The organism is Streptomyces sp. SirexAA-E (assembly GCF_000177195.2).
Classification (GTDB): domain Bacteria; phylum Actinomycetota; class Actinomycetes; order Streptomycetales; family Streptomycetaceae; genus Streptomyces; species Streptomyces flavovirens.
The window spans coordinates 6,912,656-6,937,542 of record NC_015953.1; the positions used below are offsets into that span (position 1 = coordinate 6,912,656).

24 protein-coding genes are annotated in these 24,887 nt (G+C 72.5%); 11 read left to right on the plus strand and 13 right to left on the minus strand.

The genetic code is table 11. The features are described from left to right. Window positions 1–2: 2 nt before the first annotated feature. Window positions 3–827: an ABC transporter ATP-binding protein gene (locus SACTE_RS30165; RefSeq protein WP_014049806.1), complete on the plus strand. Its 825-nt coding sequence runs from the start codon at window positions 3–5 to the stop codon at window positions 825–827. Between the two features lie 85 nt (window positions 828–912). On the opposite strand, the gene SACTE_RS30170 is transcribed toward SACTE_RS30165, so the two are convergent. The 5 genes from SACTE_RS30170 to SACTE_RS30190 form a co-directional block, all read right to left on the minus strand. Then, window positions 913–1,407 carry an FBP domain-containing protein gene (locus SACTE_RS30170; RefSeq protein WP_014049807.1) on the minus strand — a complete coding sequence of 165 codons (495 nt, stop codon included), beginning with the start codon at window positions 1,405–1,407 and terminating at the stop codon, window positions 913–915. A 79-nt stretch (window positions 1,408–1,486) separates the two neighbouring features. Then, window positions 1,487–1,975, minus strand: coding sequence for an NUDIX domain-containing protein (locus SACTE_RS30175; RefSeq protein ID WP_014049808.1), 489 nt, complete (start codon window positions 1,973–1,975; stop codon window positions 1,487–1,489). Between the two features lie 51 nt (window positions 1,976–2,026). After that, window positions 2,027–2,926 carry an inorganic polyphosphate/ATP-NAD kinase gene (locus tag SACTE_RS30180; protein WP_014049809.1) on the minus strand — a complete coding sequence of 300 codons (900 nt, stop codon included), beginning with the start codon at window positions 2,924–2,926 and terminating at the stop codon, window positions 2,027–2,029. Next, window positions 2,923–3,930: a cadherin repeat domain-containing protein gene (locus SACTE_RS30185; RefSeq protein ID WP_014049810.1), complete on the minus strand. Its 1,008-nt coding sequence runs from the start codon at window positions 3,928–3,930 to the stop codon at window positions 2,923–2,925. Before SACTE_RS30185 ends, SACTE_RS30180 begins: the two co-directional genes overlap by 4 nt. A gap of 198 nt (window positions 3,931–4,128) precedes the next feature. Beyond that, on the minus strand, window positions 4,129–4,755 hold the full coding sequence (locus SACTE_RS30190; protein WP_014049811.1) for a TetR/AcrR family transcriptional regulator: 627 nt from the start codon (window positions 4,753–4,755) through the stop codon (window positions 4,129–4,131). Window positions 4,756–4,917: 162 nt separating this feature from the next. On the opposite strand from SACTE_RS30190, the gene SACTE_RS30195 reads away from it, so the two are divergent. Together SACTE_RS30195 and SACTE_RS30200 are read left to right on the plus strand one after the other, a co-directional pair. Beyond that, entirely contained in the window at window positions 4,918–5,817 is a 900-nt protein-coding gene (locus SACTE_RS30195) for a phosphatase PAP2 family protein (RefSeq protein WP_019993203.1), read from the plus strand. Further along, window positions 5,814–6,767: a DMT family transporter gene (locus SACTE_RS30200; RefSeq protein ID WP_014049813.1), complete on the plus strand. Its 954-nt coding sequence runs from the start codon at window positions 5,814–5,816 to the stop codon at window positions 6,765–6,767. Before SACTE_RS30195 ends, SACTE_RS30200 begins: the two co-directional genes overlap by 4 nt. Window positions 6,768–6,827: 60 nt before the next feature. Here SACTE_RS30200 and SACTE_RS30205 read toward each other — a convergent pair whose 3' ends face one another. Together SACTE_RS30205 and SACTE_RS30210 are read right to left on the minus strand one after the other, a co-directional pair. Beyond that, on the minus strand, window positions 6,828–7,358 hold the full coding sequence (locus SACTE_RS30205; RefSeq protein WP_014049814.1) for a PadR family transcriptional regulator: 531 nt from the start codon (window positions 7,356–7,358) through the stop codon (window positions 6,828–6,830). Window positions 7,359–7,390: 32 nt separating this feature from the next. Continuing rightward, a complete protein-coding gene (locus tag SACTE_RS30210) occupies window positions 7,391–9,406 on the minus strand; it encodes an NADPH-dependent 2,4-dienoyl-CoA reductase (RefSeq protein WP_026359117.1) in 2,016 nt (671 codons plus the stop codon). Between the two features lie 269 nt (window positions 9,407–9,675). Between SACTE_RS30210 and SACTE_RS30215 the strand changes: the two genes are divergently transcribed. Both SACTE_RS30215 and SACTE_RS30220 read left to right on the plus strand, forming a co-directional pair. Continuing rightward, entirely contained in the window at window positions 9,676–10,209 is a 534-nt protein-coding gene (locus SACTE_RS30215; protein WP_014049816.1) for a DoxX family protein, read from the plus strand. Window positions 10,210–10,362: 153 nt separating this feature from the next. Next, window positions 10,363–11,205, plus strand: a complete 843-nt coding sequence (locus SACTE_RS30220; protein ID WP_078492670.1) for a DUF1206 domain-containing protein — start codon at window positions 10,363–10,365, stop codon at window positions 11,203–11,205. Window positions 11,206–11,251: 46 nt separating this feature from the next. Here the strand turns inward: SACTE_RS30220 and SACTE_RS30225 are convergent, their stop codons facing one another. The 4 genes from SACTE_RS30225 to SACTE_RS30240 form a co-directional block, all read right to left on the minus strand. Beyond that, window positions 11,252–12,631, minus strand: coding sequence for a deoxyribodipyrimidine photo-lyase (locus tag SACTE_RS30225; RefSeq protein WP_014049818.1), 1,380 nt, complete (start codon window positions 12,629–12,631; stop codon window positions 11,252–11,254). Next, window positions 12,628–14,133 (minus strand): SDR family oxidoreductase, encoded by a 1,506-nt coding sequence (locus SACTE_RS30230; protein WP_014049819.1) that lies wholly within the window; start codon window positions 14,131–14,133, stop codon window positions 12,628–12,630. The genes SACTE_RS30225 and SACTE_RS30230 overlap by 4 nt, the downstream gene beginning before the upstream one ends. A 268-nt stretch (window positions 14,134–14,401) precedes the next feature. Beyond that, on the minus strand, window positions 14,402–14,701 hold the full coding sequence (gene tatA, locus SACTE_RS30235) for a Sec-independent protein translocase subunit TatA (protein ID WP_014049820.1): 300 nt from the start codon (window positions 14,699–14,701) through the stop codon (window positions 14,402–14,404). Window positions 14,702–14,838: 137 nt separating this feature from the next. After that, window positions 14,839–15,843 carry a sporulation protein gene (locus SACTE_RS30240; protein WP_014049821.1) on the minus strand — a complete coding sequence of 335 codons (1,005 nt, stop codon included), beginning with the start codon at window positions 15,841–15,843 and terminating at the stop codon, window positions 14,839–14,841. A gap of 130 nt (window positions 15,844–15,973) precedes the next feature. On the opposite strand from SACTE_RS30240, the gene SACTE_RS30245 reads away from it, so the two are divergent. The 6 genes from SACTE_RS30245 to SACTE_RS30270 all read left to right on the plus strand — a co-directional run bounded on the left by SACTE_RS30245 (window position 15,974) and on the right by SACTE_RS30270 (window position 22,761). Further along, window positions 15,974–16,468, plus strand: a complete 495-nt coding sequence (locus SACTE_RS30245; RefSeq protein ID WP_014049822.1) for a MarR family transcriptional regulator — start codon at window positions 15,974–15,976, stop codon at window positions 16,466–16,468. Between the two features lie 226 nt (window positions 16,469–16,694). Continuing rightward, window positions 16,695–18,812 carry an MMPL family transporter gene (locus SACTE_RS30250; RefSeq protein WP_014049823.1) on the plus strand — a complete coding sequence of 706 codons (2,118 nt, stop codon included), beginning with the start codon at window positions 16,695–16,697 and terminating at the stop codon, window positions 18,810–18,812. 9 nt (window positions 18,813–18,821) lie between these two features. Further along, a complete protein-coding gene (gene add, locus SACTE_RS30255; RefSeq protein ID WP_014049824.1) occupies window positions 18,822–19,790 on the plus strand; it encodes an adenosine deaminase in 969 nt (322 codons plus the stop codon). A gap of 322 nt (window positions 19,791–20,112) precedes the next feature. Further along, complete coding sequence (locus tag SACTE_RS30260) at window positions 20,113–20,775, plus strand: TetR/AcrR family transcriptional regulator (protein WP_014049825.1); 663 nt, start codon at window positions 20,113–20,115, stop codon at window positions 20,773–20,775. Between the two features lie 15 nt (window positions 20,776–20,790). Beyond that, a complete protein-coding gene (locus SACTE_RS30265; protein WP_014049826.1) occupies window positions 20,791–21,567 on the plus strand; it encodes an SDR family NAD(P)-dependent oxidoreductase in 777 nt (258 codons plus the stop codon). 153 nt (window positions 21,568–21,720) lie between these two features. After that, the gene (locus SACTE_RS30270) at window positions 21,721–22,761 is read left to right on the plus strand and encodes an NAD(P)-dependent alcohol dehydrogenase (protein WP_014049827.1); all 1,041 of its coding nucleotides are present in this window, start codon (window positions 21,721–21,723) and stop codon (window positions 22,759–22,761) included. Between the two features lie 73 nt (window positions 22,762–22,834). Here SACTE_RS30270 and SACTE_RS30275 read toward each other — a convergent pair whose 3' ends face one another. After that, window positions 22,835–24,322, minus strand: coding sequence for a SulP family inorganic anion transporter (locus SACTE_RS30275; RefSeq protein WP_014049828.1), 1,488 nt, complete (start codon window positions 24,320–24,322; stop codon window positions 22,835–22,837). Window positions 24,323–24,460: 138 nt separating this feature from the next. Continuing rightward, entirely contained in the window at window positions 24,461–24,856 is a 396-nt protein-coding gene (locus tag SACTE_RS30280) for a hypothetical protein (protein ID WP_014049829.1), read from the minus strand. Between the last annotated feature and the right edge of the window lie 31 nt (window positions 24,857–24,887).

The following is a 24,887-nucleotide window of genomic DNA, read 5'->3' on the forward strand; positions in this document are numbered from 1 at the left end:
CCATGACCGACACCCTCCAGGTCCCCGGCGCGGCGCCGTGCGGCATCGAGGTCCGCGCACTGCGCTCCGGATACCCCGGACGCCCCGTCGTCGAGGACGTCGACCTCACCGTGCCCGCGGGACAGGTGGTCGCGATCGTCGGCCCCAACGGCTGCGGCAAGTCCACCCTGTTGCGGACGATCGCCCGGCTGCACCGGCCCGACGCCGGTACCGTCCACGTCGGCGGCGAGGACATCTGGGAGATGAACCGGCGCAGGGCCGCACACCGGGTCGCCCTGCTGCCGCAGTCACCACGCGCGCCCGAGGCGGTCACGGTGGCCGGACTCGTCCGCTACGGCCGCCACCCCCGCCAGGGCCTGCTGCGTCAGTGGTCGCGGGAGGACGAGCGGGCCGTACGCGGGGCGCTGGAGGCCACCGGGACGACGGGGCTCGCCGGCGAACGCCTCGACCGGCTCTCCGGCGGCCAGCGCCAGCGCTGCTGGCTCGCGATGGTCCTGGCCCAGCACACCCCGGTCGTCCTGCTCGACGAACCCACCAGCGCACTCGACCTCGGGCACGCCGTGGACGTCATGGAGCTGGTCCGCGAGATCGCCGGGACGGGGCGGACCGTCGTCATGGTCCAGCACGACCTGGCGGCGGCCGCCCGCTACGCCGACATCCTCGTCGCCATGAAGGACGGCCGTGTCGTCGCCCGCGGTGTCCCGGCCGAGACCGTGGACGAAGCCTTGGTGAAGGAGGTCTACGCGCTGGACGCCGACATCCTGAGCGCCCCCGGCGACGGCTCGCCGGTCGTGGTGCCCCGCGGCGGCCGGCCCGCGACGACATGAGGCGCTGTGCCGAGACCCTGCCGCACCCGGCGCGCGGCCGTGCGGCGGGCAGGCCCGGACAGCTCCCGGCGAGCGGGGCCCGGCCTCAGGCGGCCAGGGTGTCCAGGAAGGCGGCCAGCTTGTTCCTGGTCCGCTCGATCTGCTGCTCCACGGTCAGCGACTCCTCGAAGCGCCTGCCCGACCCCGGCAGCTTCTTGCCGCGTACGTAGAGCGAGCAGTCCAGGTCGGTGCAGACGTAGATGCCCACCGAGTTCCCGTCCCGGCCCGCCTGGCCCCGCTTGCGGGCGGTCATCAGCGAGACCCCGTTGCCCGGATGGGTGGTGAGGCACACCGAGCACATGCTGCGGTGCAGGAAGCCCCGCTGCTGCGACGGGAAGCGGAGGGTGATGCCCATGAGCTCTCCGTGCAGCTCCGTGACGATGTAGCTCCTGTCCGGTGCCGAGAGGTCCCGCCACCCCAGGAAATCCAGGTCGTCCCAGGGCTGTTCCTCCAGGTCACGGGGGAGGGGCAGGCGCTTCGCCTCCCCTTTCGAACAATTGACGAACGACGTGCGGATGTCCTGCTCACCGAGGGCTCTCATGAACACGAGGCTAAAACTGCCTATAGGCTTTAGGCAAATAGTTAATATCTGTAGGCCCGGAGGTGGGGGTGCCGGTGTGTCACGGAGCCGCGATGGGCAGGTGGTGCGCCGGCGGATGCGTGATACCGAGGTCCGGCCGCCAGACGGCCAGGATCTGCGCGGAGGGATCGAAGAGGACGCCGGGCAGCGACTCGGCCTCGCACCACCGCCAGGTGGAGACGAGGTGCGGCTCGGTCACCTCCGCGTCGCCGGACTCCACCGTGACCAGCGCGCCCATGCTGATGCGGTTGATGCCCCCGACGACGTCGTGCAGCATCGCGAAGACCGTCACCGCGCTCTCGGGGACGTCCAGCCCGGTCTCCTCACGCAGCTCGCGCGCCGCGGCGGCCGCGACCGACTCGTGCGTCGGGTCGACCTTGCCGCCGGGCAGTTCCCAGGTGCCGTCCCGGTGCCTGCCCAGCAGGATCCGCCCCTGCCCGTCCCGGACGACGACGCCCACCCCGAACGCGGCCTGGGCGAGCGGCGGGCGGGTGTTGCGGGTGAGGGAATCCCCGGTACCGGTGGTCATGTGCGGCTTCTCCCTGCGGGTCGTGGGCCGGTGTACGAAGGTGGTCAATCCTCACACGACCAGGCGGAGCACGGTCTCCGATATTCCCAGCCGCACGCTCTGGCCCCACGTCAGCTCCAGCGCGTCGGCCTCCATCCCGTCGCCGAAGACCACCATCCGGTCCGACTCCACGGTGAGCGCCAGGCTCTCCGTCCGCCCGAGCTCGCCCGAGGTCAGCGCGGTGCCGGTCGCGGGCGACGGCCACGCCTCGCGTACGAACCAGAGCAGCCGCCGATCGGACGGAGCGGGCAGCGGCAGGGCACTGGCGCGCTCCGTCCACAGGGAGCGCAGCCAGCCGGTGGCGCCCGTACCGGTGCCGACCAGGACGCCGGAGGAGGCCTGCGGCTCCCCGTCCGGGGGCGCTCCGGCGGTGCCGACGCGGTAGCGGACGGTGCCGTGACCGGGAGGGGCGAGGCAGATCTCGTTCAGGGCGAGCAGCCGCTGGGTGTCGTCGGCGACGGCCTCCACCATGGTGAGCGCGTCCGTCCGGCCGCCCGCCGAGGTGGCCGCCCGGCACAGGGCCGCCGTGTCCCGGGGGCGATGGCGCACGAGGACGCCGGGGTTGCGGCCCGGGTCGGTGTCGATGCCCACCACCGGCTGGCCCGCCAGGTACTTGGCCGCGTTGGCGACCAGGCCGTCCTGGCCCACCACCACGACCACGTCCTCCGGGCCGAAGAGGAAACGGTCCAGGTCGGCCCGCTCCACCCGGGTCCGCCGCCACCGCAACGGCACCGCGGCGGCCACCTCGGTGAGGGCCCGCTGATGGCGGTGGTGCCGCGCGGCCACCTCCTCGACGGACCGGCCGCGGCTGGAGAGGAAGAACGCGGCCTGCCCGTGCGTCCCGTGCCGGGCCAGGAGCTCCTCGTACTCGGTCCTGCGGTGGACGATGACCGCCCGGGGGGCCAGGCTCACGCCCCGGCCTCCGGCCTGCCGAGCTTGGCGAGCAGGCCGGTGAGGACGTCGGGGGAGAGGGTGAGGCTGTCGATGCGGGGCAGGTTGTCCGCCAGCCGGGTCACCGCCAGGGCGTGCAGCGTGCCCGGGTCCACCTCGGCGTGCACCCGCAGCCATGCCGCCTGGGCCTCGGCGCGCGCCGCCCCGACGTCCCGGGCGGCCTCCGCCTCGGCACGGGAAAGGCGTACGGTGCGTGCGGCCTCGGCCTCCGTGCGGACGCCGTCGGCCGCGGACTTCTCCTCGGCCTCGCGGCGGGCGTTGGTGCCCCGCTGGTCCACCAGCTGTTCCTCGCGGCGGGCCAGTTCGATCTTGCTGGCGAGTTCGTTCTCGGCGATCGTGCGCTCGCGCTCGACCGCGACGGCCCGGCGTTCGTAGGTGGCCCGGTCGGCCTCCTGCTGGATCTGCTCCCTGGCCGGGGTGCGCAGGGCGCGCTCCACCTCCGCCTCGGGGCGGATCGCGACGACGCGGACGGCCACCACGTCGATGCCGGTGGCGGGCAGTCGCGGTTCGGCGGCCAGCCCGGTGGCGACACTCGTGCGCACCGAGGCGACGCCGTCCACCAGGGCGGCTGCCAGCGGGGTGCGGGCCAGCACGTCCAGGGTGTGCTGCTGCGCCGTCTCGGTGAGCAGTGTGGCGATCTGTTCCAGCGGGGCGCCCCGCCAGACCCCGGTGTCGGGGTCGACCGAGAAGTCGATGCGGGCGGCGGCCTCGGCCGGGTCGCTGATGCGGTAGGTGACCGTGGCCTGCACGGTGACGTCCTGGAAGTCGGCCGTCCGGGCGTGGAAGGCCATCGCCAGCTCGCGGTCGTCCACCGGGATCTCTGAGAGCGCGGCGGACAGTGACCGGTACCAGAAGCTGATCCCCGGACCGTCATGGGTGAGCCGGCCGCGCTTGTGGTGGCGGATGTGGGCGGTGGGCGCGGAGCGCAGATGCCGCCGGCCGAAACGCCGGGTGATGTCGGCCATGTCGGACCCCTCTTTCTCGTCGCTATGACGATAACCAGGCCGATGGATATCGTCAAGAGGACGAAAAGGAAGGTGGGGAACGCAGTCGGCCGGCGGTTTCCGTGGAAACCGCCGGCCGACTGTCGATCGCGCCGTCCCCGTCCCCACGGTGCGGCGCGGCGGGCCGCCGTCATCCGCTACGGCGACGGCCCACGTTCATCAGGGCCCGGGCGGGGGAGCCGGGAGGCCGAGAGCGGGCAGGACCGCGCACTCGATGAAGCGGACGAGGAAGCCCTCGCCCGCGTACCGCCCCGGCAGCAGCGGCCTGGCCCGCATGATGCCGAGCAGCTGGGCGGCCACGTACGGGGCCGCCGGGTTGTCCGCCGCGATCTCGCCGCGTTCGATCGCCCGTTTGACCATGGTGTCGATCGCCGCGATCGACGGTGCGATCAGGGTCTCGCGCAGGGCGCACAGCAGCTCGGGGCTCTGCAGTGCGGCGTGGGTGAGCGCGTGCATGAGCGCGGTGTCGCGGTCGGTGTCGTCGAAGGTCGCCGCTACCGCGTACAGGTCCCCGCGCAGGCTGCCGGTGTCGATGGTGGAGGGCAGCGTCCTGCTCGTGGCGTGCAGGGCGGCCACGACCAGCTCCGGCTTCGATCCCCACTGGCGGTACAGGGTCGACTTGCCGCACCGGGTGCGGGCGGCGACACCCTCCATCGTCAGGGAGTCGTAGCCGCTCTCCCGGAGCAGGTCCAGCACGGCCGTGTAGAGCTCCTGTGCCCGCTCCGGTGTGATCTTCGACCGGCGGGAAGCGGGGGCTGACTCCTGTGCGGAACCGGGCGACGACATCTGCCTGCCTCTCTGGGATCTGGCTCGACGGCCTTCGATACGCCAGTGTACCGATACGCGCGTGTACCGATACGCGAACGTATCGGTACACTGGCGTATCGATGTGGCAGGAACCGACCATGCCCACGTCGTGACAGCGTTTCGTCAGCGAAGGGGCACGGGGTGATGCACACCCGCAGTGGGCCCGCCGACCGGGACCCGGACACCTCTGCCCGGCCGCCCCTCGTCCGCGAGCTCCTTCTGGTCGCGGGACTCTTCCTCGTGTACAAACTCGGCCGGCTGGCCGCGAACGGGCACGTCGAGGAAGCATTCCGCAACGCCGGACACGTCTGGGACCTCGAACGCGCCCTGCGCCTGCCGGGCGAGGGGGCCGTACAGAGCCTCCTGCTGCACAGCCACACGCTGGTCCAGGCGGCCAACACCTACTACGCCACCGTGCACTTCCCGGCCACCCTGCTCTTCCTGGTCTGGCTGTACTGGCGCCGCCCGCGCCACTACGTGTGGTCCCGCCGTGTCCTGGCCGTCCTCACCGGCGCCGCACTCGCTCTCCACCTGCTCTTCCCGCTCGCGCCGCCGCGGATGCTGCCCGTCGCGGGCCTCGTCGACACCGGTCGCGTCTACGGGCCTTCGGTGTACGGGGACACCCCCGCCACCGACTCGATGGCGAACCAGTTCGCCGCGATGCCCTCCCTGCACTTCGGCTGGGCCCTCGCGGTCGCCGTCGGGCTCGTCGTCGCGACCCGCTCCCGGTGGCGCCTGCTGTGGCTGCTGCACCCGCTCGTCACCCTGCTCGTCATCGTGGGTACGGCCAACCACTACTGGCTCGACGCGATCGTGGTCACCGCGCTGATCTCCGTCGCGTACGCCGGCCTCCGGCTGCCGGGTCACGCACCCGCCAGGCGGCACCTGCCCTGGCCGGCCGTGGCGAGGGAAACGGCCGTACCGGCCGGAGCCGGGGCGTACGCGTCCCAGGCCCTGGTGCCCGGAACGCGCACACCGCCGGGGCGCGCGTTCCCGACGCAGGCCCCCCGCGCCTACGCACGGTCCGGAGCACGCCGATGAACGCCACCCTCACAGCCGTCGCGCTGTCCCTCGTGTCGGCCGGTGCCTACGCGGCCGCCGCCGTGGCCCAGGCCCGGCTCGCGGGCCGTACCGAGGCCTCCACGGGAGTGCTGCGGCTGCTGGGCCGCGGTGCCTGGTGGTCGGCGGTGGGCCTGAACGCGGCCGGGGCGCTGCTCCACGTCGCCGCGCTGAAGTACGGGCCACTCACCCTGGTACAGCCACTCGGCGCGCTCACCCTCGTCGCCGCCGTGCCGCTCGGTGCCCGCGCAGCCGGCCGCAGGGTCAGCCGGACCGAGTGGCGCGGCACCGTGCTCACCCTGCTCGGGCTGGGTGCCCTGCTGCTGGCCGCGGGCGGCGCCGCCCCGCACGACACGCTCAGCCTCGCCGAGGCCCTTGCCGTGGGCGCCGTGACCATGGCACTCGTCGCCGTCCTGAGCCGCCCCGGCGCCCGCCCCGGCCTCCGGCACGCGGCGGCGTCCGGCCTCGCCTCCGGAGTCGCCTCGGCGCTCACCCAGACCCTGACCGTCGCCACGACCGACCGTTCCGGTCCGCTGCTCAGCTGGCGGCTCGTCACCGTGGCCCTGCTGGTCTCCGCCTTCGCCCTGGGCGGTTTGCTGCTCTCCCAGACCGCCTACCGGGGCGGCCTGGGCGCGCCACTCGCCGTGGTCACGCTCGCCAACCCGGTCGCCGCCGCCGCGATCGGCGTCGCGCTGCTCGGCGAACACCTGCAGGGCGGGGCGGCCGGGCTGGTCCCGGCCCTGGTCGGAGCCGCGGCGGCCGTGCGGGGCGTGATCCTGCTCAGCCGCGCGCAGGACCGTACCGCTTCCGCCGCCGCACCGCGCGCCCCCGAGGAACGTCCGTCGTCCCGGGGCGTCACCGCTCAGGCCGTCGGCGTGACCCGCGCCACCGACACGCTGCCGTTGCGCGCCGAGCCGGTCCCGGGGCCCTGAGCCCGGTTCAGAGCGGCCCGGCGGCCCCGCCGGGTTCCGCCGACGCGGCGGCCGGGGCCGTCACCCCTCCAGGTCGTCGACCGCCCTGGAGAGCCAGCCGGTCCAGAAGGTCTCCAGATCGATCCCTCCGCGCAGCACCAGATGCCGCAGGCGGTCCTCCTCGGAGGTCCGCTCCGGCGGGAAGTCCCGTTCCTCGATCTCCAGGTACTCCGCCAGCCGCTCCTGGTGCAGGGCGAGATGCCTGCGCAGCTCCACGACCAGGCCGGGTGCCCCGACCACCGCCGCCGCCCGCGTCCGCAGCAGCAGCGGATCGCGCACCGGCCGCGGGTCCTCGGCCAGTGACACCCAGGCGGCCAACTCCTCGCGGCCCGCGGGCAGCACCTCGTACTCCTTCCTCTGCCCACGGGCCGGCTGGGCGGCCGGCAGGACCCGGATGTGCCCTGCCCGCTCCAGCTTTCCCAGCTCGCGGTAGATCTGCTGATGCGTGGACGGCCAGAAGTAGCCGATCGACCGGTCGAACCTGCGGGTCAGCTCCAGCCCCGACGACGGCTTCTCGAGCAGGGCGGTGAGGATCGCGTGCGGGAGTGACATGGAGTGCATCCTAGGGACGGCCCGGGTGCTGGTCACAGCCGTGCGGCGACCTCGGTGCCCTGCCGGATCGCACGCTTGGCGTCCAGTTCGGCGGCCACGTCGGCGCCGCCGACCAGACGCACCGGCCGTCCGGCGGCGCGCAGTCCTTCGTAGAGCTCGCGGCGCGGTTCCTGGCCCGTGCAGAGAATGACCGTGTCGACCGCCAGGGTCCGCCGCTCGCCGTCGACGGTGAGGTGCAGACCCGCGTCGTCGATCAGGTCGTAGGTGGCGCCCGCGATCATCGTCACGCCGCGGCGGCGCAACTCCGTCCGGTGGATCCAGCCGGTGGTCCTGCCGAGCCCGGCCCCGACCTTGGTCGTCCTGCGCTGGACCAGGAAGACGGAGCGCGGCGGCTCGGGGCGCTTCGGCGTGCGCAGCCCGCCCCGGCCCGCGTACGCGGTGTCCACGCCCCACGTCCGGGCGAACACCTCCGGGTCGCGGCTCGCCCCTTCGCCGCCGTCCGTCAGCCACTCGGCGACGTCGAAGCCGATCCCACCCGCCCCGACGATCGCGACCCGGTCGCCGACCGGCGCACCGTCACGCAGGACGTCCGGATAGCTGACGACCGAGGGGTGGCCGACACCGGGGATCGCGGGGGAGCGGGGCTCGACCCCGGTGGCCAGGACGACCTCGTCGTAGCCGGTGAGGACCGCCGCCGTGGCCGGGGTGCCGAGCCTGACCTCGACACCCTCCTCGGCCAGCCGCGTACGGAAATAGCGCAGCGTCTCGTCGAACTCCTCCTTGCCGGGGACACGGCGTGCCACGTTCAGCTGGCCGCCGATCCGGTCGGCCGACTCGAACAGGGTCACCGTGTGCCCGCGCTCGGCGGCCGTGACCGCACACGCCAGCCCGGCCGGACCCGCGCCCACCACGGCGACGCGCCGGCGCCTACGGGTCGCGGAGAGCACCATCTCGGTCTCGTGGCAGGCGCGCGGGTTCACCAGGCAGGAGGTGATCTTCAGGTCGAACGCGTGGTCGAGGCAGGCCTGGTTGCAGCCGATGCAGGTGTTGATCGCGTCGGCGCGGCCCGCGGCCGCCTTGGCGACGAAGTCGGGGTCGGCGAGGAAGGGCCGTGCCATCGAGACCATGTCCGCCCGGCCCGACGCGAGGATCTCCTCGGCCAGTTCCGGTGTGTTGACGCGGTTTCCGGTCACCAGCGGTACGGACACAGCGCCCCGCACCTTCTCGGTCACCCAGGTGAAGGCGCCGCGCGGCACCGAGGTGGCGATCGTGGGGATGCGGGCCTCGTGCCAGCCGATGCCGGTGTTGATGAGTGTCGCGCCGGCCGCCTCGATCTCACGGGCCAGAAGCACCACCTCCTCCAGCGTGGAACCGCCGGGCACCAGATCGAGCATGGACAGCCGGTAGATCACGATGAAGTCGCTGCCTACGCGCTCGCGGACCCGGCGCACGATCTCGACGGGGAAGCGGACGCGGTTCTCGTAACTCCCGCCCCAGCGGTCCACACGGTGGTTGGTCGCCGCCACGACGAACTCGTTGACCAGATAGCCCTCGGAGCCCATGATCTCGACTCCGTCGTAGCCGGCGCACCGGGCCAGCTCAGCGGCCCGCACGAAGCTTTCGACGGTCTCCTCGACCTCGTCGTCGGTGAGGGCATGCGGGGTGAAGGCGCTGATCGGGGCCTTGAGCGCGCTCGGCGCCACCAGGTCCGGATGGTGCGCGTAACGGCCGAAGTGCAGTATCTGCATCGCGATCCGCCCGCCGGCCGCGTGCACGGCGGCGGTCACCTCGGCGTGCTGCGCCGCCTCCGCCTCGGTGGTCATCTTGGCGCCGCCCGGGAAGGCGCAGCCCCGCTCGTCGGGGGCGATGCCGCCGGTGACCATGAGGCCCACCCCGCCCCGCGCGCGGGCCGCGTAGAAGGCGGCCATCCGCTCGAAGCCACCCTCGACCTCTTCCAGGCCGGTGTGCATCGAACCCATCAGCACCCGGTTGGGCAGGGTGGTGAAGCCGAGGTCGAGCGGGCTCAGCAGGGTCGGGTAGGGGCTCATCCGGATCTCCTCGCGCACGGTGTCGTCGTGCCAGTTGTAGAACAGCCGCCCTCGTTTATGCAACAAGTTGCACAATGACCTTCGTCGCACCCGACGCCCCCTGACGCACCGCCCGACGCATCCCCGGCGCGGTCGCCCGACCCGGTCCGGGCCCGCTCCCGCACGGCCGGTCCACGAATGGCCCAACACCACCGCACCCCGCCACCCGGGTGAGCACACAGTGGGTCCGTACGGAATCGTCCGCTCGTTCCCGTCGACGGGAGACAGCCATGACCACCTTCAACCGACGCGATCTCGGTCTCCTCGTGCTCCGGGTGGGAACCGGGGCGGTCCTCACCGCCCACGGCACCCAGAAGCTGGCCGGCTGGTTCGGGGGCGGCGGCATCAAGGGGACCACCGCCGCCATGGAGGCCATGGGCTTCCACCCGCCCAAGCACAGCGCCCTGGCCGCCGGGCTCGGCGAGACGGGCGGCGGCGTCCTGCTCGCCCTCGGACTGGCCACCCCGGCGGCCGGAGCCGCGGCCGCCGGCACGATGGCGGGTGCCGTCGCCGTGCACGTGCCGGCGGGCTTCTTCGCCATGGGAGGCGGCTACGAGTACCCGGCCTTCCTCGGCTTCGCCGCTGCCGCGATCGGTCTGACCGGGCCCGGGGAGTACTCCCTCGACCACGTCACCTGCCACGTCCTGGACCGGCCGTGGGTGGTCGCCCTGGCCTTCGCGGGCAGCGCCCTGGCAGCCGCGACGGTCGTCGGCCGCCGCGCGAAAGGGCAGGCGGAGAGCGCGGACGGCGCGGAGGCGGAGTAGGCCCTCCTCGGAGTAGGCCCTCCTCGGAGTAGGCCCTCCTCGTCCGGGCGGAGGAGGAGCGCCTCCTCGTACGGGCCCTGACCCGGGGCCACCCGGAGGCCACCCCCGCAGAGCGCGCGCATTGATCGCCGCTTCAGGGGCAACCGGGCCTTCATGAATATGAATGCGTTGTCGGCGAACGGTCAGGCCCAGGCGAGACGAGCGGCGAACAGCAGGGCCGTGGACATGGGAGCCCGAGCGGGTTTCGTCGCCCGGGGGGTGATCTACCTCCTGGTCGGCCTGCTGGCGGCCCGGATCGCCTTCGCCGGGGGATCGGGGAAGCAGGCGGACCGCGGAGGCGCCATCGCGGAGATAGCCGAGCAGCCGTTCGGGAAGGTCCTGCTGTGGGCGCTCGGCATCGCCCTCGTCGGCATGGCCCTGTGGCGGCTGTCCGAGGCGCTGTTCGGGCAGGCCGGTCCGGACGGACGGGACGCGAGCAAGCGGGCCGTCGCCGCCGGGCGCTTCGTCTTCTACGGCTTCGTCGCGTACTCCGTCCTGTCCTACGCCGTCGGTGTCCAGGGCAGCGGCAGCGGATCGAGCGACCGTCGGACGGCCGACGTCACCGCGAAGGCCCTCGGCTGGACCGGCGGGCAGTGGATCGTCGGCATCGCCGGAGTCGTCGTGGTCGGCGCCGGTCTGTGGATCGCCTTCCGGGCCATCGCACGCAAGTACCACAAGCACCTGAAGACGGCCGAGATGACGAGGCGGACCCGTCAGGCCGTGGACGTCGTCGGAGTTTTCGGTGGCGCCGTCCGAGGCGGGGTCTTCGCCACGGCGGGCGGCTTCGCCATCGCCGCCGCCGTCCAGCACGAACCGGGCAAGGCCAAGGGGATGGACGACACCCTGCGCTCGTTCACCCAGACGCCGGTGGGCCCGTGGCTGCTGGTACTGGTCGCCGTGGGGCTGGCGGCCTTCGGCCTCTTCTCCTGGGCCAACGCCCGCTACCGCAAGGTCTGAACCGCCGTCCGCCTACCCGGTCCCGCCCGCACCCGCGCCCGGCCGCTCATTCCAGGCCGCGCGCGTCCTTGAAGCGGGCCAGCCCCTCGGACAGGTCGAGCAGGGGCTCCGGATAGTCCAGTGCGGCCCGCTCCCGCCCCGTGAGCCTCCACGGCTCGTGGACGGCGGGAGCGCCGAGCTTCTCCAGCTCCGGCACCCAACGGCGTACGTAGGCGCCGTCCGTGTCGTACCGCTTCGCCTGCACCACCGGATTCAGCACCCGGTTCGGCCGGCTGTCGGTGCCGGTCCCCGCCATCCACTGCCAGTTGAGCTGATTGTTGGCGATGTCCCCGTCCACCAGCAGCTCCAGGAAGTGGCGGGCGCCGATACGCCAGTCCACGTACAGCGTCTTGACGAGGAAGGACGCGGTCAGCAGCCGTCCGCGGTTGTGCATCCATCCCTCGTGGCGCAGCTGGCGCATGGCGGCGTCGACCAGCGGATAGCCGGTGCGGCCCTCCTTCCATGCCTCGATGTCGCCCGCCGCCGTACGTTCCGTACGCCACCGGTCGTCCCGTGTGCGGTAGTCGGCGTGGGACGCGGCCGGGCGGGCGGCCAGGACCTGGTGGTGGAAGTCCCGCCAGCACAGCTGCCGCACGAACGCCTCGGCGCCGGCGCCGCCCGCCGAACGCGCCCGGTGGATCAGTTCGGTGGGGGACAGCGTGCCGAAGTGCAGGTGCGGGGAGAGCCGGGACGTCGCGTCACCGGCCAGGTCGTCGTGGCGGTCCTCGTAACGCCCCAGGCCCTGGCGGCGCCAGGCGGTCATACGCCGGCGGCCCTCCCGCTCGCCGCCCTCGGCCACCCCGCGCGACACCCCGCTCACCCGCGACCGCTCGGGCACCGGCTCGGACGCCGGGCCGTCCGGCATCCGCACGGCCCGTGGCGCACCGAACGGCGTCCGCAGCCCCACCTGCGACCAACTGCGGAAGTACGGGGTGAACACCGCGAAGTGGTCCTTGCCCGACCCGGAGGGGACCACCGCCCCCGGAGCGACCGCGGTGACCACCGCGTCGTGGACGCGCAGCCGGCAGCCCGCGGACGCGAGGGCCTCGCGCAGACGTTCCTCGCGGCGCTGCGCGTGTCCGCTGACGTCCGCGGCCAGGTGCACCTCGCCCGCGCCCGTCTCCGTGACGACCCGGCGGACCTCGTCGACGATCTCACCCGAACGGATGACAAGGCGGCCGCCCCGGTCACGGAGACCGGCGTCCAGGTCGCGGAGACAGTCGGCGAGGAACGCCTCCCGGTTCGGGGCACAGAACCCGGCCCGCGCCACGGCGTCGTCCCGTACGAACAGCGGTACCACCTCGTCGGCGGAGGCCAGAGCCGCGTGCAGCGGCGGATGGTCGTGCAGCCTCAGATCGGAGGTGAACAGGACCACCGCCACACTCATGCCGTTCTCCCGTCCGCCGCCCGGGCGATGTTGCGTGCCATGCCGCCGAAGACCACCGCGTGGAAGGGTGACACACTCCACCAGTAGGCGTGGCCCAGCAGTCCGGCCGGATGGAAGACCGCACGCTGCCGGTAGTGCGAGCGGCCGTCGCCGTCCGGGCCGTCCTCGGCGTACATCTCCAGCCAGGCCAGTCCGGGCAGGCGCATCTCCGCGCGCAGCCGGAGCAGCCGGCCGGGCTCGATCTCCTCGACCCGCCAGAAGTCCAGCGAGTCCCCGACCCGCAGTCGCTCCGCGTCCCGCCTGCCCCGCCGCAGCCCCACGCCGCCGATCAGCCGGTCCAGCCACCCTCTGACCGCCCAGGCCAGCGGGAACGAGTACCAGCCGTGGTCACCACCGATGCCCTCGACGACCCTCCACAGGGCCTGCGGCGAGGCGTCCACGTCCATCTCGCGCACATCCGTGTACAGGCTCCCACCCGCCCAGTCGGGGTCGGTGGGCAGCGAATCGCTGGGGATGCCGGGTGTCGACGCGGAGGACCACCGGGTCATCACCTTCGCCTCACGCACCCGCTGCAGGGCGAGGGAGAGGGCGGTGGCGAAGGAGAACGGCTGGCCCGGGCCGTCCGGGACGTACCGGGCGATGTCGTGCTCGTGGCACACGACCTCGTAGCGCAGGGACTCCGCGAGCGGTCGGGCGATCGAGGCCGGCACCGGCGTGATCAGACCGACCCAGTGGCTGGACAGCCCCGGGGACAGCATCGGCACGGGCACGATCAGCCGGTGGGGGAGCCCGGCGACCTTCGCGTACTCCTGCATCATGTCCCGGTAGGTCATGACGTCGGGGCCCCCGACGTCGAACGTACGGTTCACCTCCGTGGGCATCAGCGCGCTGCCGACCAGGTAGCGGAGCACGTCGCGCACCGCGACCGGCTGGATACGGGTGGACACCCAGCTCGGGGTGAGCATGACCGGCAGCCGCTCCGTGAGGTAGCGCAGCATCTCGAAGGACGCCGATCCGGAACCGATGATGATCGCCGCACGGAGTACGGTCGTGGGCACGCCCGAGGCGAGGAGGATGTGGCCGACCTCCGCCCGCGAACGCAGATGGGGCGACAGATCCTGCTCGGGGACGTCGGCCGGGGTGAGACCGCCCAGGTACACGATGCGCCGTACCCCGGCGGCCCTCGCCTGCTCTCCGAAGACCCGGGCCGCCTTGCGGTCGGTCGCCTCGAAGCCGGACCCGCTGCCCAGGGCGTGGACCAGGTAGTAGGCCACGTCCGTGTCCCGCATCGCGGCGCCCAGGGACTCGGGGTCGGTCACGTCTCCCTGGGCGATCTCCACCTCGTCGGCCCAGGGATGGTCCCGCAGCTTCTTGGGGTTGCGCGCAAGGCAGCGCACACGGTGGCCGGCGCCCAGGAGTTCGGGTACGAGCCGGCCTCCGATGTACCCCGTGGCACCCGTCACCAGGCACCGCAGCCCGCTTCGGTCGTCGCCGGTCTCCATGGCCGCTCCGTTCTCAGTGGCTTCTCCTGCGTCCACGGTGTCGTGCTCGCGACCGTTCCGCTTGTCGGGAGCGTCTGGCCCGGAGCGTCTGGCCTGGGGGCGTCTGGCCCGGGGGCCCCCGGCCCGGGAGCCGGGAGGCCCTGGCCGGGCGCCGGGGGGCGGTGGCCGAGGGACTCAGGGAGTCGGATGCTGAGGGCTGAGGGCTGAGGGCTGCGGGCTGGGGGCTATGGGTTGAGCGCTCGGGCTCGGGCCCGGGCCCGTCAGGCGCTCAGAGCGTGCCGGGCCGCTCGGTGGCCGTGCCCCGGATGACACGGTGACCGTCCGCGTCGGTGCCCAGGTCCTCGTGCGTGGGGGTGTGCGGGCTCGCGGGGGAGTCGTTGCGCCGGACCGTGGGCGAGGCGGCCCGCGGTGCCGCCGAGGAGTCTCCGTCACCCTTCAGGGCACGCGCCTCGCTCTTCAGGATGCGGGCCGACTTACCCATGGAACGGGCGAGTTCGGGGAGCTTCTTGGCGCCGAAGATCAGGACGACGATGATGAGAAGGATCGCGATCTCGCTGATGCCGAACATGACGACTGTCTGCTCCCCTGATCGGCCTGTCCGCCTCGGACGGCCCGCTTCCCCCGGTCATGACGAATCTACAGCACTGTAGAGCGGTGCGGCAGGCGTCCGTTTCTCCTGGCCGCCTGCCGCACGCCGACCGGTGGTCAGCCCTCCCCGCCGTCGCCTTCGTCCTCCTCGTCCTCGAAGAAGTCGCCCACCTCGTCGACGACTTCCGCCGCCACCAGTCCGCCGGCCACGCCGACGGCCAGCCCGGCCGCTCCGGCCGCGACGGCCGTCCCCATCCCGGGACCGGAGCCGTGCCCGTGGCTCTCGCCGTGCCCGTACGCGTGCCCGTGCTCGTCGCCGTGTCCGTAGGCGGGCGGGGTGCCGTGGGCCGAGCGGACCGCCACCAGCGAGCGGATCCAGGAGTCGAGCTCCGCGCTCCAGTCCCGCCCCTGGTAGTCCTGGTGACCGACCGTGAAGCGGCCGAGTGAGTCGCTCCCCTCGGTGAAGAAGCCGCTGCGCTTGTCCGCCTCCAGGACGACCTCCAGGCCGCCGGGGCCGGCCAGGAAGGTCAGCTCGATCTCGTTCACCTCGTGGGCGTACTGCGGCGCGGGCGAGAGTTCGATCTCCTGGTAGAAGGGCAGCTGCTGCCCCGTACCCCGGATGTGGCCGAGCTCCAGATCGGCGGACTTGAACCCGAAGCCGAGCTGCCCCAGTGCTTCGAGGAGGGCCTCCTGGGCGGGAAGCGGTGCGACGGACAGCCGGTCGAGGTCCCCCTTGTCCCGAGCGCCCGCCACGGCGAGCTCGGTACGTACGCCGAGCACGATGCCGAGATCCTGGCCGTACAGCTCCGTGATCGGCGTCTCCCAGGGCAGGGCCACGTCGAACGGGATACTGTGCTCCGCGCCCTCCGTAAGGACGAAACCACCCGATACGGTGAAGCGGCCGAAGCTGACCGTGCCTTCGGACTCGCCCTCCTCGTGCTCGGCCTCGACCCGGGCGACGAGTTCGAGCGTGATGCTCTCGACCGTGAAGTCGGCACTGCCGCCTCGCAGACGGACCTGTCCGCTCAGGGAACCTCCGGGAACGGCGGCGCCGCCGGCCAGTACCGTGTCCACGGTCGGGGCGCCCACACCGAGGGAACCGAGCAGCTTCTTGAACACCATCGTGGCGTTCACTCCTTCTTCCGTACGCGGGAACACGGTGACGCGTTCGGTCGCGTTTCTACACAACTGTAGAAGCATAGAGCCGAGACGGGGTCCCGGTGGCTGAGCCGGGCGGCTCTACTATGAGCCGGTGGAAAGTACGGACGGCGCCCCCGGCGGGCCGCTCGGCGACGAGCGCGCCGCCCTCGAGCTCCAGGCGCTCGCTGTGCAGCTCCGGCGAATGAACGGCGAGGTCAACCGCCTGGTGCACGCCTTCGCGCACGCCCAAGGGCTGCACGCCACGGATGTGCAGGCCCTCGCGGCGATACTCGACGCGGACGCCCCCCTCACCCCGGGGCGTCTGCGTGAACACCTCGGCCTGACCTCCGGCGCCGTCACCGCTTGTCTCGACCGTCTGGAGCGCGCCGGGCATGTCCGGCGCGCACGCGACAGCGCGGACCGGCGTGTCGTGCACCTGCACTACGAACCGGCGGCCAAGTCGGTGGCCCGTTCCTTCTTCATGCCCCTGGCCGAGGCCGCCGCCACGGCCCAAGCGCTGTCGGAGCCCGGTGAAGTGGCCGCCGCGCTCAGCCTTCTCACCCGTATGAACGGGGCACTGGCCCGTACGGAGTCTCCCCGGCGCTGAAGGCCTTCGTCGCTCCAGGGGTCCGTCCCCGGGCGCGGGACCTGACAGTGGTGGGTGCGGGCATCGCGCGGTGACGCGGGTGCCGCTGGATCGGCGTCGTGGCGTGGCGTGTCGGAGACGGACCGCGGGGGCATGCGGAGGCGATGGCGGGGCACGCTACGGAGCGCTGTATCTCAATGATTAAGATACTCAATGCTTGAGTGAACTCGTTCGATCCGGGAGAGCCATGTCCACCGCATCCAGGCCGGTTCGCTGGCTGATTCCCGTTTTCCTCGTCGTCGTCTGGCTGGCCGTCGGCGGGGCGTTCGGTTCGTACGCGGGGAAGCTCGGCGAGGTGGCCACCAACGACCAGGCCTCCTTCCTGCCGCAGAGCGCGGAGTCCACCCAGGTCATCGACGCGCAGAAGGCCTTCAGCCGACAGGAGACGGTGCCCGCGATCGTCGTCTGGACGTCCGACGAGGACGGTGGGGACCTGGGCTCCGAGCAGCGGGAGGCCGCGACGTCGGCGCTCGCCGGCCTCAAGGGCGCGCCCGGCGTGACGGGTGAGGTGTCTCCCGCGCTGCCGTCGAAGGACGGTCAGGCGCTGGAAGGCGTCGTGCAGTTGCGGTCCGACCTCGGTGACGAACTCCCCGACGCCCTCGCGGGCATCCAGAAGGCGGCCGACCGGGTGCCCGGCACCCAGGCCCGGATCGCGGGCCCCGCGGCCAGTCAGGCCGACCTCTCCGACGCCTTCTCCGGAATCGACGGGCTGCTCCTCGGAGTCGCCCTGGTGGCCGTGCTGGTCATCCTGCTGCTGGTGTACCGCAGTGTCCTGCTGCCGCTGGTCATCATCATCGGCGCGGTCTTCGCGCTCGCCGTGGCCTGCGCGGTCGTCTACGTCCTCGCGGATCACGACGTCGTCCGTGTCGACGGCCAGGTGCAGGGCATCCTGTCGATCCTCGTCATCGGTGCCGCCACCGACTACGCCCTCCTGCTCACCGCGCGCTTCCGGGAGGAACTGGGCAGGCACGCCGACCGGTGGACCGCGATGCGCGCGGCACTGCGCGAGTCGGCCGGGCCGATCGGGGCCAGCGCCGCCACCGTGGCCCTGGGCCTGCTCGCGCTGCTGATCAGCGACCTGACCAACAACCGGGCACTCGGGCCGGTCGGCGCCATCGGTATCGTCTGTTCCGTCCTGAGCGCACTCACCTTCCTTCCCGCGGTTCTCGTCCTGCTCGGCAGGACCGCCTACTGGCCCGCCAAGCCGAAGGAGGGCGACGCGGCCTCCGGTTCCAAGGGGATCTGGGCGAAGGTCGCCGCCCTGGTCGACCGAGCCCCCCGCAAGGTCTGGGCCTTCACCCTGATCGGGCTCCTCGCCTGTGCCGCCTTCATGCCCACACTGAACTCCAAGGGCGTCCCCCTGGAGGAGATCTTCGTCAACGACGCACCGTCCGTCGCCGCCCAGCAGACCCTGAGCAAGCACTTCCCCGGTGGATCGGGCAACCCCGCCGTGGTCATCGCGAGCGCCGACCGCGCCGAACAGGTCGCCGACGCTGCCAAGGGTGTGGACGGCGTCTCGAGCGCCTCCGTGGTGACGGAGTCCGGCCGGCCCGGCCAGGGCACGCCGCTCGTCGTGGACGGCCGCGTACGCGTCGATGCCACCTTGAAGTCCGCGGCCGACAGCGACGCCGCCAAGGAGACCGTCGCCCGGTTGCGTGCCGCGGTCCACGCGGTGCCCGGAGCGGACGCGCTGGTCGGCGGCTACACCGCGCAGCAGTACGACACGCAGAAGACGGCCGAGCACGACCGCAACATCATCGTGCCCGTGGTGCTCGTGATCATCCTGGTCATCCTGATCGGGCTGCTCCGGTCCCTGCTGATGCCGCTGCTCCTCGTCGCCACCGTGGCACTCAACTTCCTGGCCACCCTCGGCATCTCCTCGCTGGTCTTCCAGCACGTCTTCGGCTTCAGCGGCACCGACTCGTCCGTACCGCTGTACGGATTCGTGTTCCTGGTCGCCCTCGGCGTCGACTACAACATCTTCCTGATGTCCCGGGTCCGGGAGGAGTCCCTGCTCCACGGCCCCCGGGAAGGTGTGCTGCGCGGACTGACGACCACGGGCGGGGTCATCACCTCGGCCGGTGTCGTCCTGGCTGCCACCTTCGCGGCCCTGAGCGTCATCCCCCTGGCGTTCCTGGTGCAGATCGCGTTCATCGTCGCCTTCGGTGTCCTGCTGGACACCCTGGTCGTGCGCTCGCTCCTGGTACCCGCGCTGGTGAGGGACATCGGACGCGTCGCCTGGTGGCCGGGCGCCCTGAGCCGGGACTCCGGCACATCGGCCGAGCGGCGAAACCCCCTCCCGTAGCCTGAGCCCATGGTGAGCGCGAAGATCGAACTGCATGTCCATCTGGAAGGCGCGATACGCCCGGCAACGCTGCTGGAGATCGCCCGGCGCAACGGCGAGGTGCTCCCCGCCGACACGGTCGAAGGACTCGAGGCGCTGTACCGCTTCACCGACTTCCGGCACTTCCTCTCGGTGTGGCGCATGACCACCAACTGCCTGCGCACGGCGGACGACTTCCGACGCGTGGTGGTGAACTACGCACAGGAGGCCCGGGAGCACGGCGCCGTCTATCTCGAGGCGATCTTCTCGCCGGCCGAGCGCGTGGAGAGCCACGCCATCGACTGGGACGAGATGTTCACGGGGTACACCGAGGGAGCCGTCGAGGCGCAGGAGAGGTTCGGTGTGGCCGTGCGCTTCACCCCGGACCTCTACCGCGGCTGCCCGGTGGAGCTGGCCGAGGAGTGCGCCCGGGTGTCCGTACGGTACCGGGACAGGGGGGTCGTAGGCCTCGGTATCGGGGGTGACGAGCGGCGGAGCACCCTCGCCCCCTACGGTAAGGCGATCCGCATCGCGCAGGAGGGCGGTCTCGCCTTCGTGCCGCACGCGGGCGAGGTCGGCGGTCCGGAATGCGTCAGGGAAGCCCTCGACCTCGGTGCCGTCAGGCTGCGGCACGGCATCCGGGCGGTCGAGGAGCCCGGGCTGCTCGAAGAGATCGCGGGCCGTGGTGTGGTGCTCGACGTCTGTCCGACGTCCAACCTCCGTACCGGTGTCGTCAAGGATATCGCCGCCCACCCGCTGCCGTTGCTGCACGCGGCCGGTGTGCGCTGTTCGGTCAACACGGACGACCCGGCGATGTTCGGCACCGACCTCGGGCAGGAGCACGAGCTGGCCGCGCGGTTCGGAGTCACGGCTGACCACGCCTACGCCGCGGGCCTCGCCGGGGCGCTGTGCGAGGACGAGGTGCTGACGCGTCTTCAGGAGACGGCCCGCCCCGTCTGACTCCGCGAACCGCTGACGCGGCGTCAAGGGACGACGGTCGCCGCCGGAGGCCGCCGGGCGGACTCCGGCCGCCTCCGAGGCGGGCCCGCCGGCCACTGGGGTTCGGCTCGGCCCGTGAACTGTCCGTGTGCTGTCGCTCATGTGTCCAACATGGCAGCCGGCCAGGCCGGCGCCCTCCCTCGCCCGAGTGATCGTTCTCCCTCTGCCGGGGGAGCGGGGAGGGAGTCCCGCGCGCCGCCTCCGCACACGCCGCGTCTCCGGGCCTCCGTGTCTCATGGTGACAGAAGTCCCATCGGGACATTTAAAGGTGTAAGCTACAGCTATGGATGCGACGGAGAAGGCCCCGGAACGGCGCGGCCGCAAGGTGCGCAGGACCCGGGACGCGCTTGCGCGGTGTGCGTTCGAGCTGGTGCTCGACCGCGGACTGCGGAGCGTGACGGTCGAGGAGATCGCGCAGGCGGCCGACGTCGACCGGCGCACCTTCAGTCGTCACTTCCCCAACAAGGAGGCCGCCGTCCTCGACTCGGTACGGGGCGACGGCGACAGGATCAACCGGGCGCTGCGGGCACGGCCCGCCGCCGAGCCGCCCCTCACCGCCTACCGCGGGGCCGTCTTCGACTGGCTGCGCGATCCGGCGGCCGAGCCCTGGCACACACGGCCGCGCATCTTCGACCTGCTGGTCATGGCCGAGGAGGAGCCCACCCTGTACGCGGCGTTCCACCACATCCGGGTGGACGCCCAGGAGGAGTCTGTCGCGATTCTCGCGGCACGGCTCGCGGTCGACCCACGGCGGGACCTCCGCCCGGCCGTGGCCGTCGCCGCGGGAGCCGGAGCGCTCCTCGCGGCCCAGGCGGCATGGGTGCGGAGCGGCCGGCCGGCCGCCCTGCCCGAGTTCGTCGGCCAGGCATTCGACGCCCTCTCCGCGGAACTGCTGGAAACCCCGGCGGAGCGGGAGGCGCACCACAGCACCGCTGAAAAGCACTGAAAAGAGCACACCATCATGAGCACTCCCCTTCCCACCGCCTACGAGGCGGAGTTCGCCGGCAAGGTCGCACTCGTCACCGGCGGCGCGTCCGGCATAGGCCTGGCCCTCTCCCGGCGGCTCGCCGCGAGCGGCGCGAGCGTCGTCGTCGCCGACTACCACGCGGACAGCGCCCGCAAGGCCGCCGACGAACTGCGGGCGACCGGTGCACAGGCCACCGCCGTCGCCCTTGACGTCACCGACCCCGCCTCCGTGGAGGCGGGCGTGCGTTCCGCCGTCGACGCCTTCGGCGTCCTGCATCTCGCCGTGAACAACGCCGGCATCGGCGGCCCCTCGCAGCCCACCGGCGCGTACGGCGTCGAGGACTGGGACAGGGTCGTCGCCACCAACCTCAGCGGTGTCTTCTACTCGATGCGCTACGAGCTCCCGGCCCTCCTCGAAGCGGGCGGTGGCGCCATCGTCAACATCTCGTCGATCCTCGGCACCAACGGCTTCGCGGGCTCCCCGGCGTACGTCGCCGCCAAGCACGGCGTCGTGGGCCTCACCAAGACCGCCGCACTCGAGTACGCGGACCGCAACATCCGTATCAACGCGGTCGGCCCCGGCTTCATCGACACCCCGCTGCTCCGCGACACCGACGGGCCGGCCCGCGACCACCTGATCTCCCTGCACCCGGCCGGCCGCCTCGGTACGTCGGAGGAGGTCGCAGAGCTCGCCGCCTTCCTGCTCTCCGACCGCGCGTCGTTCATCCACGGCAGCTACCACCTGGTGGACGGCGGCTACTCGGCCTCCTGAACCGGAGGGCCCGAGCGACCCTGAGGGCGCAAGTGACCCCGGGGGCCTCTCGCGCCCCCGGGGGCGCAACAACCCCGGGGGCGCGAGAGCCCCCGAGTGGCGCAAGGCCCCCGCCCGGTTCACAAAGGTAGTAAAGGAGAACGAAGGAGAGCCATGAAAGCCGTCCAGTACCGCACCGTCGGCGCCGCCCCCGAGGTCGTCGACATACCGGAGCCCGTACCGGGCCCGGGGCAGATCCTGCTGAAGGTCAGCGCCGCCGGTGTCTGCCACTCGGACATCGCCGTGATGAGCTGGCCCGCCGAAGGATTCCCCTACGAGCTGCCGCTGACGCTCGGACACGAGGGCGTCGGCACCGTCGCCGCGCTCGGTGACGGCGCCCACGGCTTCGCGGTGGGCGACTCCGTCGCGGTCTACGGCCCCTGGGGCTGCGGCACCTGCGTGAACTGCGCGGACGGCCGGGAGAACTACTGCCTGCGCGCCGCCGACCTCGGCATCAACCCGCCGGGTCTGGGCAGTCCGGGTGCCATGGCCGAGTACATGATCGTCGACGATGCCCGCCATCTGGTCCCGATCGGCGACCTGGACCCCGTCAAGACGGTCTCGCTGACCGACGCGGGCCTCACGCCGTACCACGCCATCAAGCGCTCCCTGCCCAAGCTGGTGCCCGGCGCCACAGCCGTGGTCATCGGCACCGGGGGGCTCGGGCACGTGGCCATCCAGCTGCTCCGCGCCATGACCTCCGTCCGCGTCATCGCGCTCGACGTCTCCGAGGAGAAGCTGGCCCTCGCCCGGTCCGTCGGCGCCCACGACACGGTGATCTCCGACGAGAACGCGGCCGCCGAGGTCCGCGAGCTCACCGGAGGCATCGGAGCCCAGGTCGTCCTCGACTTCGTCGGAGCCCCGCCGACCGTGAAGACGGCCGGTGCGTCCGCCTCTGTCGACAGCGACGTCACCATCGTCGGCATCGGTGGCGGAACGCTCCCCGTCGGGTTCGGCGTCCTGCCGTTCTCGACATCGGTCTCCGCACCGTACTGGGGCACCCGCCGGGAGCTCGCCGAAGTGATCGAACTCGCTCACGCCGGTGCCGTCGACGTCCACGTCGAGACGTACTCGATCGACGAGGCCCCCCTCGCCTACGAACGGCTGCACGACGGCAAGATCAACGGCCGCGCCGTCATCCTGCCCAACGGCTGACCGCCGCACCCCCCGACCGCGGGCCGCCCGTCGGAGCGGCGGCCCGCGGCCGTCGTACGTCAGGCCGCGCCGGTCACCGCGCCGCCGTACCCGTCAGCTGCACGGGATCGGTGCCCGGGGCACTGTGCCGCTGCGCCCAGGTCTCCAGTGCCGTGCGACAGGCGTGGTCCAGATGGTGCAGGCCGGACAGGTCCAGTTCGACGGGCCGGTCCTGCGGCAGGGCCTCCAGGCTGTCGAGTATTTTCGGCAGCCGCAGGAAGGTCGCGTTGCCCGACAGCCGGGCCCGGACGCAGCCGGTACCGCTGTCGTCCGCCTCCAGCCGGATGTGCGAGGCGTCCCAGGCCGCCTTGGCCACCGACAGGGCCAGGCCGATCAGGACACCCTCGAACATGTTCACCGCGACGATCGAGACGGCGGTGACGACCAGGATCAGCGCCTCTCCGCGGTGCTCCCGCCACAGGGCCACGACCGTGCGCAGCGGGATCAGCTTCCAGCCCGCGTGCACCAGGATGCCGGCCAGTGCGGGCAGCGGGATCAGTTCGAGCGCGGACGGCAGCAGCGCCGCGAACAGGAGCAGCCACAACCCGTGCAGCACCCGCGAGGCCTTGGTCCTGGCGCCCGCCTGCACGTTGGCCGCGCTGCGGACGATGACCGCGGTCATCGGCAGCGCCCCCAGTGCCCCGCAGACGGTGTTGCCCACGCCCTGGGCCATCAGCTCCCTGTCGTACTCGGTACGCGGCCCGTCGTGGAGCCGGTCGACCGCCGCCGCGCTGAACAGGCTCTCCGCGGAGGCGATCAGGGTGAAGGCCAGCACGGTGCCGAGCATGCTCAGGCTCGCCAGCCCGCCGAACTCGGAGAGGCCCGGCATCTGGACGGCGTCCAGCAGCCCCTCCACCCGGACCGTGGCGACGGGCAGGGCGAAGGCGGCCGAGACGGCCGTGGCCACGACGACCGCGGCGAGCGCGCCCGGGACCATCCGCACACGCTTCGGCGCCCCCTTCCACACCACCATCAGCGCGACGGTCCCGGCCCCGACCCCTAGCGAGGCGAGCGCCTGGGTGCTGGTGACGGCCTCGGCGAGTGCCCCCGGGAGCCCGGCCACCTTGCCGGTCCCCGACGCGGGGGCCTCCATACCGGCCGCCGAGTACAGCTGGCCCGCGACGAGCACCAGGCCGATGCCCGCGAGCATGCCCTCGACCACCGAGAGGGAGATGGCACGGAACCAGCGGCCCAGCCGCAAGGCGCCCATGACGAGCTGGAGCAGCCCCGCGGTCAGCACGAGCACCCCGAGAGCGGGCAGCCCGAAGGACTGGACGGCCTCGAAGACCAGGACCGTGAGACCGGCGGCCGGCCCGGACACCTGGAGACTGCTGCCACGCATCGCGCCGGTGACGAGACCACCCACGATGCCGGTGATCAGTCCCAGCTCGGCCGGGACTCCGGAGGCGACCGCGATGCCCACACACAGGGGCAGAGCGACGAGGAAGACGACGAGTGAGGCGGCGAAATCCTGCCGCAGAAAAGGGAATTTCGATTGCTGTGGATCGGTGAGGGGTTCCATACCAGCGGTTCCTCCTGGCGCGCCGGACCCGGCGCGTCGGCGTGCGTACGAGAGCGGGCTCGGGCGGGCACGAGGACATGGCCTCACGTCGTCTCGGTGCGAGGGCGAGAGCCGGTCCGTCGGGCGCCGCGGGTCAGCTCAGCAGCGGAAGACCTGCAGGACGGGGCAGGAGGGGGTGCGCACGGGTCTGCCCGCGTCGTGGGCGGCTCCTGGCACCGGGACACCGGCCGGCCGGAGCGCGCCGTGGGTGTCGTACGCGGGGGAGCGCCGAGGCGGATCGAGCGGGGAGGCGGCGGAACGCCGCCGGTCGCGTGGATGCGCGAGGCCGTTGGTCTCGCCGCTCCGTTCCGAGGTGCCGCACGCCCCGTACGTCCGCTCGGACTCCCGGGCCGTCTCGGCCGGGGAAGCGGCTGCCGGAATGACGGAGGCGAACACCTGGAGGCCGGTGGCCGACCGGTCGGGAAGGGGCGACTGCACGACGAGGAGAAGGCCTGCCAGAAGGGTGAGGACGAACCGGACCGTCGTCTCCCGCACCCTTTCGCCTCCTCCCGCTATTCACCCGCTT